The 16,343-nt window shown below is 44.8% G+C and carries 18 protein-coding genes; all 18 read left to right on the top strand.

The genetic code is table 11. The features are described 5' to 3' along the window. The first annotated feature begins 69 nt into the window (after window positions 1-69). Entirely contained in the window at window positions 70-1,017 is a 948-nt protein-coding gene (locus JL57_RS31090) for a DNA-directed RNA polymerase subunit alpha (RefSeq protein WP_034145747.1), read from the top strand. A gap of 26 nt (window positions 1,018-1,043) precedes the next feature. Further along, on the top strand, window positions 1,044-1,382 hold the full coding sequence (gene rplQ / locus JL57_RS31085; RefSeq protein WP_034145746.1) for a 50S ribosomal protein L17: 339 nt from the start codon (window positions 1,044-1,046) through the stop codon (window positions 1,380-1,382). A 78-nt stretch (window positions 1,383-1,460) separates the two neighbouring features. After that, window positions 1,461-3,008 (top strand): ABC transporter ATP-binding protein, encoded by a 1,548-nt coding sequence (locus JL57_RS31080; RefSeq protein WP_291300805.1) that lies wholly within the window; start codon window positions 1,461-1,463, stop codon window positions 3,006-3,008. Then, window positions 2,992-3,789 carry an energy-coupling factor transporter transmembrane protein EcfT gene (locus JL57_RS31075; RefSeq protein WP_366557142.1) on the top strand — a complete coding sequence of 266 codons (798 nt, stop codon included), beginning with the start codon at window positions 2,992-2,994 and terminating at the stop codon, window positions 3,787-3,789. The genes JL57_RS31080 and JL57_RS31075 overlap by 17 nt, the downstream gene beginning before the upstream one ends. Window positions 3,790-3,821: 32 nt before the next feature. Beyond that, window positions 3,822-4,604 carry a tRNA pseudouridine(38-40) synthase TruA gene (gene truA, locus JL57_RS31070; protein WP_034145744.1) on the top strand — a complete coding sequence of 261 codons (783 nt, stop codon included), beginning with the start codon at window positions 3,822-3,824 and terminating at the stop codon, window positions 4,602-4,604. Window positions 4,605-4,756: 152 nt separating this feature from the next. Continuing rightward, entirely contained in the window at window positions 4,757-5,188 is a 432-nt protein-coding gene (rplM, locus tag JL57_RS31065; protein WP_034145743.1) for a 50S ribosomal protein L13, read from the top strand. Window positions 5,189-5,213: 25 nt separating this feature from the next. After that, window positions 5,214-5,609 (top strand): 30S ribosomal protein S9, encoded by a 396-nt coding sequence (gene rpsI, locus JL57_RS31060; RefSeq protein WP_034145742.1) that lies wholly within the window; start codon window positions 5,214-5,216, stop codon window positions 5,607-5,609. Window positions 5,610-5,789: 180 nt separating this feature from the next. Continuing rightward, entirely contained in the window at window positions 5,790-6,521 is a 732-nt protein-coding gene (locus tag JL57_RS31055) for an N-acetylmuramoyl-L-alanine amidase (protein WP_034145741.1), read from the top strand. A gap of 277 nt (window positions 6,522-6,798) precedes the next feature. Beyond that, window positions 6,799-7,455 (top strand): hypothetical protein, encoded by a 657-nt coding sequence (locus tag JL57_RS31050; RefSeq protein WP_291300804.1) that lies wholly within the window; start codon window positions 6,799-6,801, stop codon window positions 7,453-7,455. Then, window positions 7,452-7,892, top strand: coding sequence for an endolytic transglycosylase MltG (locus tag JL57_RS31045; RefSeq protein ID WP_034145739.1), 441 nt, complete (start codon window positions 7,452-7,454; stop codon window positions 7,890-7,892). The genes JL57_RS31050 and JL57_RS31045 overlap by 4 nt, the downstream gene beginning before the upstream one ends. 243 nt (window positions 7,893-8,135) lie before the next feature. Next, a complete protein-coding gene (locus JL57_RS31040; protein WP_034145738.1) occupies window positions 8,136-8,714 on the top strand; it encodes an RNA polymerase sigma factor in 579 nt (192 codons plus the stop codon). Beyond that, window positions 8,668-9,132, top strand: a complete 465-nt coding sequence (locus JL57_RS31035; RefSeq protein ID WP_034145737.1) for a hypothetical protein — start codon at window positions 8,668-8,670, stop codon at window positions 9,130-9,132. Before JL57_RS31040 ends, JL57_RS31035 begins: the two co-directional genes overlap by 47 nt. Window positions 9,133-9,271: 139 nt before the next feature. Next, entirely contained in the window at window positions 9,272-10,438 is a 1,167-nt protein-coding gene (locus JL57_RS31030) for a M20 family metallopeptidase (protein WP_034145736.1), read from the top strand. A gap of 180 nt (window positions 10,439-10,618) precedes the next feature. Continuing rightward, complete coding sequence (argC, locus tag JL57_RS31025; protein WP_034145735.1) at window positions 10,619-11,644, top strand: N-acetyl-gamma-glutamyl-phosphate reductase; 1,026 nt, start codon at window positions 10,619-10,621, stop codon at window positions 11,642-11,644. Window positions 11,645-11,952: 308 nt separating this feature from the next. Beyond that, window positions 11,953-13,212, top strand: a complete 1,260-nt coding sequence (argJ, locus tag JL57_RS31020; protein ID WP_034145734.1) for a bifunctional glutamate N-acetyltransferase/amino-acid acetyltransferase ArgJ — start codon at window positions 11,953-11,955, stop codon at window positions 13,210-13,212. A gap of 113 nt (window positions 13,213-13,325) precedes the next feature. Further along, window positions 13,326-14,219 (top strand): acetylglutamate kinase, encoded by an 894-nt coding sequence (argB, locus tag JL57_RS31015; RefSeq protein WP_291300806.1) that lies wholly within the window; start codon window positions 13,326-13,328, stop codon window positions 14,217-14,219. Between the two features lie 96 nt (window positions 14,220-14,315). Continuing rightward, window positions 14,316-15,524, top strand: coding sequence for an acetylornithine transaminase (locus JL57_RS31010; protein ID WP_034144116.1), 1,209 nt, complete (start codon window positions 14,316-14,318; stop codon window positions 15,522-15,524). A gap of 202 nt (window positions 15,525-15,726) precedes the next feature. Further along, window positions 15,727-16,343, top strand: a 617-nt coding sequence (locus JL57_RS31005; protein WP_034145733.1) for a carbamoyl phosphate synthase small subunit, incomplete at its 3' end; no start/stop codon positions are given.

Below are 16,343 nucleotides of genomic sequence, written 5' to 3'. Positions count from 1 at the left end.
TGTTGACGTTCTACCCATATGGGTCGGATGGTTTGTATATCAAGTTCCCGAGAAAGAAGGTGCATTCCGATGTTAGAAATCGAGAAGCCCAGAATCGAGTGTATCGAGCGTTCAGAAGATAACTCCTATGCAAAATTTATTGTTGAACCTTTGGAGCGTGGATATGGAATTACCTTAGGAAATTCCCTGAGGAGAATTCTACTATCCTCTCTTGAGGGGTCAGCGGTAACATCAGTCAAAATCGAAGGGGTACTCCACGAGTTCTCGACGATTCCGGGTGTTTTAGAAGACGTAACGGACATTATTCTCAATCTTAAGTCCCTCGCGCTGAAAGGCTATACGGATGAACCTAAAGTTATTCGTATAGAAGCTCAGGGCGAAGGGGTAGTAATGGCCGGAGATATCATAACCGACCCAGATATTGAGATCTTGAACACTGACTTGAAGATTGCCACATTAGATCATGATGGTCGGTTATTCATGGAAATGACAGTTGAACGTGGTCGCGGCTACGTTCCAGCTGACAAGAACAAGAAGCCAGATCATGTCATAGGAGTTATCCCTATCGACTCCATCTTTGCCCCGATTTATAAGGTCAACTACACGGTAGAGGATACCCGGGTTGGTCAAATCACGGACTATGACAAGTTAACTCTTGAAGCATGGTCCAATGGCAGTATTTCACCAGAGGAGGCCACCAGTTCGGCAGCTAAAATTCTGAGTGAACATCTGCGCCTTTTCATGGGACTCACTGATAAACTCAATAGCGTTGAGGTTTTGGTGGAAAAGGAAGAAGAAGCCAAAGATAAAATCCTCGAAATGACGATTGAGGAACTTGATCTGTCCGTTCGTTCTTACAACTGCCTCAAACGGGCAGGAATTAACTCGGTTGAAGAGTTGACTCAAAAAACGGAAGAAGACATGATTAAAGTGCGTAACCTTGGTCGTAAGTCTTTGGAAGAAGTGGAATTTAAACTTAAAGATTTAGGTTTATCGTTCCGACCTGCCGAGGACTAATTCGGTGCAAAAGGAGGGGAATGTAATTGGCTTACCGCAAGTTGGGAAAAAACACAGGTCATCGCGGGGCAATGTTGCGTAACATTGTCACTTCCCTGTTAAGACATGAGCGTATTCAAACGACTGAAGCACGTGCCAAAGAATTGAATGCCATTGCTGAAAAGATGATTTCACTTGGCAAACAAGGCGATCTGGCTGCACGGCGTTTAACGATGGCTTATCTGATGGATGAAGATGTTGTAACAAAATTGTTTGAGACCATTGCGCCGAAATATGCTGACCGTCAGGGAGGCTATACTCGTATCATGAGACTCGGCTTACGTCGGGGAGATGCTGCCACCATGGTAATCATCGAACTCGTATAATGCGTGTCGTTAAAGACCGGGTTGCTTACGTTGTGAAGCATGCCCGGTCTTTGCTGTACTATCTGAGGGGGTGATCTCGTGAAACATAGGAATGTGCTAAAAGTGCAGAATATCCGTTATCGTGATATATTAAACGGAGTAAGTTTAGACTGGCACCAGGGAGAGATCATTGCTCTATTAGGTGCGAACGGGTCAGGTAAATCGACCTTGGCGCGGCTCTTGGCCGGGTTATTGGAACCTGAGGTTGGAGAAATCCAGTTTACAGTGGATGGTACCGTCTGCACATGGAATACAGTACAGCGCTGGCAGAAGATCGGGCTTGTTGGGCAACATCCCAGACGACAAATGATTGGCGCAACGGTCGCCGAAGAGTTAAGCTTTGGACTTTTGAACCTTGGCAAAGATCCAAGGTGGGTGCGGCACAAAGTGCGGGAGTTAGCAGGCGCAATAGGTCTGCAGGGAAAAGAAGATCAGTCTCCTGCTACCCTTTCAGGAGGGGAACGTCAAAGACTTGTTGCCACTGCGATCTTAGCAATGCAGCCATCCTTTCTAGTTTTAGACGAGGCCTTAAGTATGCTGGATGCCCGATCACAAGCCAACCTGCTCGATCTTTTAATGCAGGCCCGTCCAGAAACAGGTCAACTGTGGATTACCCATGATGCAGAATTAGCAAGCAAAGCAGATCGAGTGCTAGTCTTGCAAGGGGGTAAACTTGATGATTTGAGTAAACCAGGTGAAGCCTTTAATGACACCCAGGTAAAATCGTTGTACGGTATCCAGAGCTTGTTGGACATGACATACTTTAATGACTTTCAGGACTCGGAAACATCAATAAAAGACATAGATGACAGGAACTGCAGGTATAACTCAGATAACCCAGGTGACTCAGGTAACTCAGATGACTCGAAGAGCTCTAACACAGCGGAGGGGCAAGATCAACCAATTATTAAGTGGAATCAGACTAATTTTGAATCCCGCTTATCGATTAATAAAGTGATTAAAGCCGGCGAATTTGTAGGTATAGTCGGACCATCAGGTTCGGGGAAAACGACCCTTCTCGAGAGTGTTATGGGCTTTATCCTGCCAACAGAAGGGCAGCTTACAGTTTGTGGAGAACGTTTATCAAAGTCATCCCTAAATACTTTGCGTAGAAAAACCCGTTTTTTACTTCAGGAGGCTGGCGAATACCTCATTGGCCGAAGTGTCTACCACGAAATTTATTATGGGGACACTATAAAAAACTTGAAGCTGAAAACTCAAGATAGACTATCATATATCGAAAGTTTTGGTATCCCGGCACGCTTAGCCGAGGTTTCCCCCGAGCGCCTAAGTGGCGGAGAACGACAAAAAGTTGCTCTGGCTGCTGCTTTGAGAACTCATCCAGAGATTCTTTTACTAGACGAGCCCTTAATAGGACTCGATGTAATGAGTCGCGCCAGTATTCAAGCCATCATCTCCGCTTTGGAGAATATTACGATTCTGTATGTTACCCATGACTTGAGAGAAATTATACAGGATGTTGATCGGATTTGGCTGGTGGAAGAAGGAAAGATAGTATTAGATTGTTCAGCAGAGTGTTGGCAAGAGCATAAGGAGCAATTACAAGCAGCTGGCGTCCGCTGTTAAAGGAGGGAGACTTGAAATTAAAGTCTTTGAACTCTACTGGCCAAGCAACAGCACCTTACACCGTCTAGACCCAAGAGTAAAGGTAGGAGGATTAGCTGTCTTGTCGTTATTAATGACAATGACGCAATGGCAGGGGCTTGCCTTAACTTCCCTTGTCCTTTTGGGGTTGGTTATTTTAGGACGTACCCCCCTTAGACTCTATCGTTCGCTCATGGTGGTCTTATTTTGGATGGGGTTGTTCTATGGACTGTCCATAGGATGGGTTTGGCCAGAAGGCAACGCCTTTTGGCAGGGACATTGGTCCATGACCGGCTTGACACAAGCGGCGGAATTGCTTTGGCGAGTTTTACTGATTTTTGGGTTAACACGCCTATATTCAGCCGTTACAAGGCCCCTCGAACAAGGATTAGGAATAGCGTATTTTTTTAGTCCACTGATCAGAATCAGTCCCAAGGCCTCTGATTTCGCTCTTTTACTAACGTTGACACTGAGATTTATTCCTCTCATCGTCGAAGAAGCCTTTATTTTATGGAAGGCGAGACTACTAAAAGGTGAGTGGCCTACTTCGTGGCTTAAACGCGTTAGTGAGGTAACGCAACTTATTGTGCCGCTTCTTCTCTTAAGTCTGAAAAGAGCAGAAGAACTTGCTGAAAATCTAATGGCAAGAGGGTATTGTACGGGAAAGTACCGACCTCTTATTCTTCAAGAGCGTTCTATTGATGATTATGCTGGAGTTCTAGTCATAGTGGTTTGGGGAGTATTATTGCTGATATTAGGTTAGACTGAATTCACTGACGCGGAGGCAGGAAATTAATGCGAAATATTCGTCTGAAAGTAGCCTATGACGGAACAAACTATCATGGCTTCCAGCGACAGGATAAAACTCATGGCCCAACCATTCAGGGAACCCTGGAATCGACCTGGGCGAGACTCGTAGAAGAAGAGGTAACTCTTGCTACAGCAGGACGCACCGATGCTGGTGTTCATGCCTCCGGGCAAGTCACGAATTATATGACAACTGCAAGGATACCTGAAGAGAAAATTCCTAAGGCCTTTAACAGCTTGTTACCAAGAGATATTCGCGTCCTTCAGGCAGATCGTGTACCCGATGATTTTAACGCGCGTTGGTCGGCTAGATGGAAACGTTATGATTATAATATCGACAATCGTCGAATCCCGGATATTTTTCAGCGACTCTATGCAGCTCATGAACCTATTCCCTTGAATGTTGATAAAATGCAACTAGCAGCCAGCTTTCTAGAAGGTCGTCATAATTTCAAAACCTTTGCAGCTGCTGGTGGTGTAAGTAAGACGTTTGAACGGACTATTTATCGGTGTCAGGTTAAAGAGGACCACCGTTTAATAAAGGTATCTTGTGTGGGGGATGGATTTCTTTATCACATGGTTCGTATCATGGTAGGAACGCTCATAGATGTAGGGAAAGGGCGAATCCTTCCTCAGGAAATTCCGGATATTATCGCCAGTCAAGAGCGGAAACGGGCACGTGTGATTGCTCCAGCCCATGGGTTAACCCTTGTTCATGTGAACTACACGGAAGAAACTCCGTTTGATGTCTTTGAGGACCTCAAAATATAACTTGACATCAGCGTGTAATTTTTATAGAATATAAACATGAGTTTTTATGTCTTGGTTATGATTGAGCCCCATGACTGAGCATTGGCCGCGAGCATGATTGAGCCCCATGCGAGTGAGAATAAAACAGAAAACTGCTAATTGGAGGGAAAGTAATGACTACGTTTTTTGCGAAAGCACAAGACCAGGAGCGCAAATGGTATATCATTGACGCTGAGGGAATCCCCTTGGGTCGTATTGCTACTGAAGCAGCACGTCTCCTGAGAGGTAAACATAAACCGACATTCACGCCTAATGTTGACACAGGGGACCATGTCATAATTATTAATGCAGAAAAATTAGTGTTAACAGGGAATAAACTCAACGATAAGATGTATCGTCGTCACTCCGGATATCCTGGTGGGTTAAAAGAAGTACCTTACAAAAAGTTAATGCAAATTATGCCTGAACGAGCTATGGAACATGCCGTGAAGGGAATGCTTCCTCATAACAAGTTGGGCGCCCAGATGTACACAAAGTTAAAAGTGTACAAGGGAGAATCACACCCCCATCAAGCTCAACAACCTGAAATCTGGACAATTCAGTAGATTCAAGGAAGGAGGAAGTTAAAACATGGCAACACAATTACAATATGCTGCAACAGGACGACGCAAAAATGCTATTGCACGCGTTCGCCTTATTCCGGGTGAAGGAAAGTTCATCATTAACAAACGTGAATTAGCGGAGTATTTCGGTAAGAAAACACTGGAAATGATTGTACAACAACCCTTCAACATTACAGACACCTTGGCTAAGTATGATGTTATCGCTCTCGCACACGGAGGTGGCACCACCGGCCAAGCTGGCGCGATACGTTTAGGTATTGCTCGTGCTTTACTGAAGGCGGACAGTAGTCTTCGTCCAAGTCTTAAAAGAGCTGGTTTCCTGACACGTGACCCACGTATGAAGGAACGTCGTAAATACGGCTTGAAGAAAGCTCGTAAGGCTCCACAATTCTCGAAACGTTAAGATTCACTATTACGACGGCAAAATTATTCATATTGTCTCAGCAAGGAAGGGATTTATCCCTTCCTTTTTTACGTGTTTACTACCGGTATTGAGAAAAAGACAGTATTTTGACAAGCCAAACGCATATTCTGATTATCTCTCCCATAAGGTAAGACGGAATAGACTAGGGGAGGGATAAGCATGAGACCGATTTGGGTTGTAACTGTGAAACGACGTAAGGTATATTTAGGAATTGTGCTTGCGCTATTTTTGACGTTTGTTCTCGTGGGCGGTTTCGGGGGACAGGATAAAGAAATATGGAGCTGGACATTAGGGGACCGCGTTGTCTTGATTGATGCTGGTCATGGGGGCGTGGATCCGGGCGCGGTGGGTATAAGCAAGGTGCTGGAAAAGGATGTTACTTTGGCCGTGTCCAAACGCCTGCAAGCCCTTATTCAGCAAAGTGGAGCTAAGAGCATAATGGTTCGAGTGGAGGACCGCGACTTAGGAAGCTCTCAGGGACTCGCGAAACGTAAACGAGAGGATTTAGCGCAACGTATTCAGCTGGCAATGGATACTCAAGCTGAAGTCTACCTTAGCATTCACGCTAATAGTTTTCCTGACGCAAAACTCACTGGAGCACAGACCTTTTATCATGCAGATTCACCGGAAGGAAAGCTACTAGCTCAATCAATTCAACAGGAATTGAATATCATGACCAAGGGTAAACGAGTAATTAAAGGAAATCAGGATATCTATGTTTTGAAAAAGGCAAACCAGGCTGCAGTCACAGTTGAACTCGGTTTTCTTTCTAATCTTGAGGAAGAACAGTTATTAACGACACCTGAATATCAACAACAGCTTGCTGTTGCTATTTATAAAGGTTTAACAGTATATTTTAGCAAACAATTTGAAGGGTCTAAAAATCCATGACGCTTGAAAATATTTATGGAATAAACATTGAAAATGTTTAAGAGATAATCAGAGAAGAATAAGGAAAATGTGACTTAGGAAATGTAAGGAAATAATTAGTAAGAATATCTTGCAGAAGATTGTTGTATTTTGCAGGAAATTCTATTTAAAATAGCGAATAGTGTTTTGGTAGATAAACCTTCAATATTCAGAGACAGATAATGAAGGTCTTATTGGATAAATGGAGGAGGCGCTTGACATTATTCCTTTGGGATTATTTCTTTTAGGGGTTGTATTTTTGTTAATAGGATGGCGTTGGCAGAGTCCGCGCAGTGAGGAAAATCTTACTGTATTTAAAGGGTTGGCATATTTGAGAAGCGAGATTTTAAGAGTACAGGATCGGGTTCATGTTTTGGAAGACGAAGTTCTAAAAACAAAACTATTGTACAATAGTGGTGAAAATAAACCAGTAGTCGTCGATAACAAGGACTTAGATATCAAGGCAAATAATGAAAAGGTTGCAGTCTCCAAGGAACTACAAGATCAGAAAACTGGCCTAAAAAAACTTGAGCATCAGGAAATCGGGCTGAAAGAGCCAGAGCACCAAGAAATTAAGCTTAATGGAGTTGGACCTGGTAAAGTTGAACTTAAAAAGGTAGGCCTTAATGGCGCAGAACCCATACAAAAGGCTAGAATCTATTCTATTAGTCCTCAGGAACAAAGAGAACGAAGTAATACTGCTGCTAAACGGCGGCTCGACGAAAAAGCTGAATCAAGGCTACGGGCTTCCAACGACGCTCCTCTAGCGGATCATCATATCTCAGGGAAATTCAGAGAGGTCATAGAGCTTGCTGCTCAAGGGCAACGTATTCCTGAAATTTCTCAGCGCTTATTAATCAGCCAGGATGCGGTAAGGATGGTCTTGAGTATGCAGTCTAAGGGAGGAGTCCGATGAAAATAACACGCTCCTATTGGCTCGGTTTAGGTTCTGGGCTTATATTAAGTGCGTTGTTGACTATGGTTTTCTCCCCGCTACAGGGACAAGCTCTAGCGCCTAGGGATTCTTCGCCTGTTACTGACGTGAAGCAACCACTTCCTACCCCCTCTGAGCCTGATCCCATAAAATCTCCAGAAGCAACACAACCCACTCAGGTTGACCAATCTAGTGAGCAAAGTACCACCACCCCTATTGATCGGCAGTTTGTCATTCCTAAGGGGTCAAGTGCTGAAAAGATAGCAGATCTGTTAGTGGCGCAAGGTTTTATAAAGGATAAGGAAACCTTCTTATTAGACGCTCGTCAACAGAGGGTTGAAAGACGATTCACGGCAGGGACGTTTAATTTGTCAGAGGGTCTTACCACTGAAGAATTGCTACATCGCCTAGTTAAATAATAAAAAGGACAAGGAATTTTGCGAGACCGCAAAAGTACCTTGTCCTTTTATTTGCCCTCTTTTTAGAATTTAAAGGGTTAATTTTGGATAATTTAGTAATATGATTGCCAAGAAAAAGGATTGTGGGTTAAAATGGAATTGCCAAGATTATTACTTCCTGTGAAACATTTGATGGCAGTTAAACGTACTAAAGAGTGAGAGGATACTGCGAGTTTTAAAACTCAAGATTGGAGCCTGAATGGAATGAAAGATGCCGAGATAATTCGGCAAGTACTAGCAGGTCATCACGAACAATATGCTGGCCTTGTCCAACGTTATCAGGAACCGTTAGTACACTTTTTGCGGCGAATGCTAGGATCAGACGAGGATGTATTTGATTGTGCACAGGAGGCCTTTATAGCTGCCTATCGAAATCTATACCGCTACTCTGAAGAACACCCGTTTCGGGGCTGGTTATATGCGATAGCGCGCAATAAAGCCCTTGACCTTTTACGTAAACGAGGTAGAGAGGTTGCGGTGATCTTAGATGAAAATCTCCCAGATCAGCAACCAAGACCAGAGGATATTTTGTTAGCGAAAGAGCAAGCTACTATGCTTTCCAAGGTGTTGAATGAGCTTCCGGAACATTATGCGCAGGCACTTTATCTGCGCTTTCATCAAGAACTTTCCTACAAGGAAATCGCTGTCGTCTTACAAGTACCTGTAAGTCGAGTCAAGACTTATATCCACCGTGGAAAAGATAGACTGCGTCAGCAACTGGAAAGGAGGGATATCCATGAAGAAGACGAACGACATACTGTGGACTCAAATATTTCAGGATAAACCCATCCCACGGGAAACCATGGGGAATTTCCACACTGAGCTAATGGCCAAGATTTTAGGACACCCAGTAAATTTTGCAGAGGAAATTCATCTTGGGCAGCGTAGAAAATGGGGGATTGGGTTAGCCGCTTGCTTAATGATTTCCGGAGTTGCTTTCGGAATTTTTTTGTGGTTGGGAAGTGATGTGCTCTATCGAGGACTCAATTCATTGCTGATTATGCTGTCTGGATTACCTTATGTTGCTGATCTCCTGCAAGTTGGAAATCAAATTGTCCAAAATATGTTACTTTTACGAGAGCTGAAAATAGGTATAAGTCTTCTCTGGGGAGTGCTATCTTGGCCGCTGCTAGGAATTTTATCCGTTATTGTGGTCTTTAAACGTTCAAACTCGGTGTATCATGAAAGGCCCTTAGTTTAATATCGAGCGTCTTCATTCGATGGCATATCCAGGGCGCTATGCCCTGGAGAGTTTAAACTAGATTTCGGATGGAGAGGAACTCCCCCGAAGTAAGTTTTCTAGATATAATGAGAAATAGAGAAGAGAGATGGGATGCTCCATGGATGCGATTAAGGCTTTTTTTAGAGATCAGGCACAGCATCTACGTAATGAAGTATGGGAAGTAGCCCGTCAAATCGGGGAGCATCCCGAGCTCGGCTATAAGGAATACTTTGCCTGCGAAGCGTTAAGTCGCTTTCTTCAGAAGCACGGGTTTAAAGTGAGCCGAGGGATCGCGGGAGTGGAGACGTCGTTTATTGCTCGTTTTTCAGGTACCCGTCCTGGGCCCAAGATTGCTTACTTAGCAGAATATGATGCTTTACCGGATGTTGGCCACGGTTGTGGGCACAATTTAATTGGAGCCAGCAGTGCAGGGGCTGCGGTCATTTTGAGTAAGAGTTTAGAACTGTCTGGGGAAGTTTTAGTGATTGGTGCTCCTGCGGAAGAAACTAGTGGCGCAAAAGTGACCTTGGTTGAGAAGGGAATCTTTGCTGACATTGATGTGGCCATGATGGTTCATCCAGGCAGTCAATACGTCCCTATTATTACTAGCCTTGCGCTAGATGCCTTAGAGTTTACGTTTCATGGACGAGCTGCCCATGCAGTGGCTGCTTCTCATTTTGGGATTAATGCTTTGGATGCTTTAATTAATTTCTTTGTAGGTATCAACGCGCTCAAAAAACAGATTCCTCAGGACATGAAAGTTAATGGGATCATAACTGAGGGGGGAACAGCCCCTAATATTGTTCCGGAACGTGCTGTGGCAAGGTTTTACCTACGGGCTCGAAAGCGTAAAGATTTAGATGATTTGAGAGAACAGGTGATTCGTTGTGCTGAAGGGGCTGCTTCGATGGTCTCAGCTCATATGACTTGGCAAAAATTTGAGTTTTCCTATGATGAAATGCATACGAATTTATCCTTAGCAGAATGCTTTACCAGAAACCTCCTCAAAATGGGGGTTTCTCAAGTAGCACCACCGCAAACTGCTATGGGGTCCGTAGACATGGGAAATGTCAGTCGTGTCGTACCGTCAATCCATCCCTATCTTACGTTAGGGACAGGAACAGAAATCCCACATACGCGTGATTTTGCTCAAGCCTCGCTCTCTTCGGATGGGGAAAGCTTAGTTTTGCTAGCAATGCAAATACTAGCCTTAACCGGCTGGGATGTTCTAACGGACAAAAAACTTTTACGACAAATCAAGCGAGAATTTCGCTTGAATAAGTGATTTTTCGATCGATACTGGGTACATTATTAAAGTGGATACATAAATAATATCAGAAAAGAGGGGAAGAACCCCCTCTTTTCTTTAAGGTAGTATTGAATTTTTATGCATATATATGTATAATTATTAAAATTAGAATGAGCAAAATATCTGCTGGGCATGATCCAGTAAGGGGGGCAAGATATGAAAGTTGGAGTGTTAGGTGCCACAGGGTATGCAGGGCAAGAGTTAGTGCGGTTATTGTGTAGACATGAAGAGGTGAATGATTTATATCTCGCCTCGTCTAGTGTAGCCGGTGAAGCATATGAAGCGATTTATCCCCATTGGCATAATCAGAACGTAGGGATCTTACAGGATGAAAATGTTCCGGATCTGGATGTGCTGTTCTGTGCGCTTCCTCATGGTTTGACGGCGGAGAGAACGAGTGCCTTTTTGGCCCGTAAGATAAAAGTGATTGATCTGGGAGCAGATTTTCGTTTGAATTCAGCAGAGGTCTATGAGCAATGGTACAAGATTAAGCATCCAGCGACTGAGCTTCTTAAAGAGGCAGTTTACGGTTTACCAGAACTCTATCGTGAGCAAATTAAAGGACACTCCCTAATAGCTAATCCAGGTTGTTATCCGACCGCTACCTTGCTTGCTTTAGTCCCCTTGTTACGTCAGAAGTTGTTGCAGACGAGGAATTTGATCATTGATGCAAAATCAGGTGTTTCAGGGGCCGGAAGAGGGGTCTCGTTAGGGGTTCACTATTCTGAGGTCAATGAAAATTTTAAGGCTTACGGAGTGGCAAGTCATCGTCATACTCCAGAAATCGAACAAGAACTTTCGCGCGCTGCTGGGCAACCACTCCTTGTAAATTTTACGCCCCATTTAGTCCCCATGACGCGTGGGATGCTAGTTACTATCTATGCTACGGTTCAGGAGGGGGTCCAAGAAGCGGATTTGCGCAAGTGTTGGATGGAGCAGTATGAAGAAGAGCCCTTCATTCATATCTTGCCAGAGGGTACCTGGCCCCAAACGAAGTTCTCCAGTGGGAGTAACCATGCCTTTTTACAATTGACCGTTGACCAAAGAACTGGCAATGCGATTATCGTGGCAACGATCGATAATCTAATGAAGGGTGCAGCAGGTCAGGCCGTACAAAACATGAATCTAGCAATGGGCTGGCCTGAAGGGAAAGGCCTTCAAGGAACCGCCTTATGGCCCTAATGCAAGCTGAGGACGGTTCCTGACTTGCATATCACTATCATGACTTGCACTTCACGTGCATCCTAACTGACATCAGGGACCTGTTCAGTGCAAGTCGGAGTGAAAGTCGAAAACGCTGCTAACTTGCACCAGATGCATTAAAACCATTTGTAATTTTAATCTTAGGGATATGTTCGTGCTAAGGGGTTGTGATAACTAAAAACGATCGCTTATCCAATCGATGGACATACACGTCTACAAGTGGGTGTGGGACCCCGGTGGAATGGCGCTAGAAACTAACTTATATTAGTAAAGGAGAGTGTGAATTAGTGGATAACACAGAAAAAGCTTGGAAGTTGATTGACGGCGGCATAGCTGCCCCCAAAGGATTTTATGCTGCTGGTGTCCAAGCAGGAATTAAAAGTAAGGATAAGTATGATGTAGCGCTTATTTTTTCTGATGTTCAAGCGCAAGCGGCTGGTGTATATACTCGAAACCTGGTCAAGGCTCACCCTCTATATTTAACTCAGCGCCATTTGGAGAATGGCCTAGCCCGAGCAATTGTCGTTAATAGTGGGAATGCCAATGCCTGTGTTGGAGAATTTGGCGATAAGGCGGCCTTTGCCATGGCTGAAGTAGCAGGTATGTATTTGGCTGTACCGACTGAGGACGTACTGGTAGCCTCGACAGGTGTGATCGGGGTTGAAATGCCGCTCGATCGAGTCTTAAATGGTATTCGGTCGGCGAGTTCACTTCTACTTAACGATGTGGTCAAAGGGATTCGTGGGCAGAAGGAAACGGCTGATGAAGGGGCACACCGGGCAGCTCTAGCGATTATGACAACGGATACGATGGTGAAAGAATATGCATATGAGCTTCCCTGTGCACAGGGAGGTGTGATTCATCTTGGAGCGATCGCCAAAGGATCGGGGATGATTCACCCCAATATGGGTACTATGTTAGGCTTCTTAACGACGGATGCGCTCCTGCCTTCAGAAGAATTGCAGGATATCCTGCGTGAAGCGGTAGAAGAAAGTTTCAATATGGTGACGGTCGATGGGGACATGAGTACAAATGATATGGTGCTCTTGATGGCAAACGGGGCTTCTGGAGTGGCTCCGACCGGAGAAGACCGCTCTAACTTCGAGAAGATGATCAAAATGATGTGTATTAAGCTCGCCCAAGATATTGCTCGAGATGGAGAAGGGGCCAGCAAGTTTATGGAAGTGACGGTATCGGGGGCCAAAACAAAAGACGATGCCCGAAAGATCGCACGGAGTATTTGTGGTTCGAGTTTGGTCAAGACCGCAATGTTCGGAGAAGATGCCAATTGGGGACGGATTTTAGCGGCTGCTGGCTATGCTGGTGCAGAGTTTGATCCTGAAAAGGTCGATGTCTTGCTGGGGAATCTCATCGTTGCCGAAGGGGGCAAAGGAGTCGAGTTTTCAGAAGAGCAGGCCAAGGTAATTCTAAGTGCAAAAGATGTCCTGATTAGCTTGTATCTTCACAACGGGGAAGAACAAGCTACAGCCTGGGGATGCGATCTTACGCACGAGTACGTCACCATTAATGGGAGTTATAGAACTTAAGAACTCGGTAACAGTTAGAGTTTAGATGCGTTGAAGGGTAGGGGCAATTCATGAATTGCCCATGCTAGCGATAAGAGTCATAGTTGATGATGGAGGTGGTACTTGAGATGGAAATGACACCGATGGAACAAGGTTTAGGTAAAGCTCGGGTTTTAGTAGAAGCTCTTCCGTATATTCAAAAATTTGCAGGTAAAACTGTGGTTATTAAGTATGGTGGGCATGCCATGGTGGATCCGGTATTGAAGGAATCCGTCATTATGGATGTTCTACTCTTGCATTCTGTGGGGATACGTCCCGTTTTGGTCCACGGAGGAGGCCCGGAGATCAATGCCATGTTGAAGAAGATGGGGATTGAAAGTCAGTTTGTACGGGGGCTAAGAGTGACCGATGCCCAAACCATGGAGATCGCCCAAATGGTCTTACTCGGTAAATTGAATACAGAGATGGTATCTCTGCTCAATCGCTTTGGTGGAAAGAGTGTTGGTTTATCGGGCAAAGATGCACAGCTACTTGTTGCAACTAAGAAGCCCATGCAGATGCCCAATGACCAAGGGAAGATGGAAGAAGTAGATTTAGGGTGTGTCGGAGAAATCCAGAATGTTAATCCAGATATTCTCGAGACCTTACTCGGACAAGGCTATATTCCCGTGATTTCACCTGTTGCCAGCGGGGAAGGCGGGGAAACGTATAATGTCAATGCAGATACGGCTGCCGGGAAAATTGCAGAGGCACTAAAGGCAGATAAGTTGCTTCTGCTCACAGATGTTAGCGGGATTCTGCGTGATCTTTCGGATAAGGACTCTCTTATTTCCACAATTTCCAGAGCAGAAGTCGATCAACTGGTGGAGCAGGGAATCTTGAGCGGAGGAATGCTGCCTAAAGTTGAGTGCGCTGTTTCGGCGTTAGAAAGTGGCGTGGGCAGTGTGCATATCCTTGATGGACGGTTAAGTCATGCTATATTACTAGAATTATTCACGGATGGCGGTATTGGAACGATGTTCGTATAGGCTATCGCCAGAAGTCAGTGATCAGAGGCCAGAGGCCAGAATTCGTGGTTCGAACACCGAATAGCGAATATCGAATATCGAAAAAGGGGGATGGAGATGTTGAAAGACTTGTCGACTGAAGTAATCATAGAGCATGGAAAAAAAGTTGTGATGAATACCTATGGTCGTCTGCCAATGACGATCGTCAAAGGGGATGGCGTATGGGTTTGGGATTCAGAAGGGAAACAATATTTGGATTTCGTGACAGGACTAGCCGTTAATTCATTGGGGCACAGCCATCCAGCGATTGTTCGTGCTATACAAGAACAGGCTAAAGAGCTTTTACACACTTCAAATATTTACTGGATTCCGAACCAAGTCGATTTGGCAGAACGCTTAGTGCAGAACTCCTTTGCAGATAAAGTCTTCTTCTGTAACAGTGGAGCAGAGGCGAATGAGGCGGCTTTTAAGCTTGCTCGGAAATATGCTAAGAAACATTATGGGGCGCATAAACACGAGGTAGTTACCCTGGAAAATTCCTTTCACGGCCGGACCTTAGCAACTCTCACACTCACAGGACAGATAAAATATCAGGAAGGGTATGATCCGCTTCCCGTAGGATTTGCCTATGCCGCTATTAATGATATCGACGACCTTCGTTCTAAGGTCAATCAAAATACAGCTGCCGTCTTTATTGAACCCATTCAGGGAGAAGGTGGAGTGATTCCTTGCTCGATGGAGTTTCTACAAGAAGCACGAGCTTTGTGTGACGAATTTGGGGCCTTGCTAATTTTTGATGAGGTTCAGTGTGGAGTTGGACGGACAGGAAAGCTCTTTGCCTATGAGTGGAGCGATGTGACACCAGATATTATGACCTTAGCGAAAGCTCTGGGTGGTGGGGTTCCGATAGGGGCGATGCTTGCTACTGACAAAGTGGCCTCAGCGTTTCAGCCCGGTGATCATGCTTCTACCTTTGGCGGTAACCCTTTGGCCACAGCAGCAGGGTGTGCAGTGTTAGATGTAATGCTCGAAGATGGATTTATGGCAGGAGTACAGGAGCGTTCAGAAGAGTTTAAAAAGGGACTTGAACAATTAGCTCAGAAATTTCAGACAGGAGGGCCTGTTAGGGGACAAGGGTTCATATTGGGTTGGCCAGTTTCCAAGTTAGGACCAGAAATTGTGGAGGCTTGCTTACAAAATGGACTACTGATTAACTGTGTTGGTGGTAAAATCTTACGTTTCCTTCCCCCACTGAATGTTGAGAAGCCAGAAATGGATAAAGCCTTGGGCATTCTAGATGATGTGTTAAAAAAGATTTGGAAGTGATTCCAGAAGTCGGAGGTCGGATACCAGAGGTCGGATAGAGGGCAGAAACCTGATGCCAGGGACCAGAAGGAAGAAATCTGAGACCGAAGGTTGATAAGCCAGATACAAATAGCAAACGGCTTTAATAAGTTGGCTTAGATCTAGTTATAGAGGTAGCGGGCTGGCACTAAATAAATAGAGATTTTTCTTCGAGGAGGATGGAATGAAAGCAGCACTCGTACTTGAAACCGGAAAAGTCTTTATAGGGGAGTCTTACGGAGCGACGGGAGAAGCTGTGGGAGAAGTCGTTTTTAACACAGGAATGACAGGTTACCAAGAGGTGTTAACCGACCCATCCTATGCGGGACAGATGGTATGTATGACCTATCCACTAATTGGGAATTACGGTATAAACAGTCAGGATGATCAATCGAAGAAAGCCCAAGTTCAGGGGTTTATCGTGAAAGAGGCAGGTCGTCATCCAAGTCACTGGCAGATGGAGAAAAATCTTTCGAGGACATTAGCCCAATTTGGGGTTGTGGGGATTAAAGGGATTGATACACGCGCTTTAACACGGATTATTCGTGAACACGGGGTTTTGCGCGGAGTAATTACAACACAGATTGAACATCTAGAGGAGTGGATCCCAAGGTTGACGAAGTGGATTTCTCCTACGGATGTTGTGGCTAAGGTCAGCACCCCTGAAATCTACACCTTACCCGCTATATCTGGTGCCCGTACCGAGAGTGAATCGTACCATGTCGTGGTGATGGATTTTGGGATTAAGAAAAATATTTTACAGGCTATGCAGGAGAGTGGGTTCAAATTGACAGTGGTTCC

This window comes from Desulfosporosinus sp. BICA1-9 (assembly GCF_000802135.1).
The sequence above is the reverse complement of the archived record's forward strand: the minus strand, read 5'-3'. Positions and strand labels throughout refer to the sequence as shown.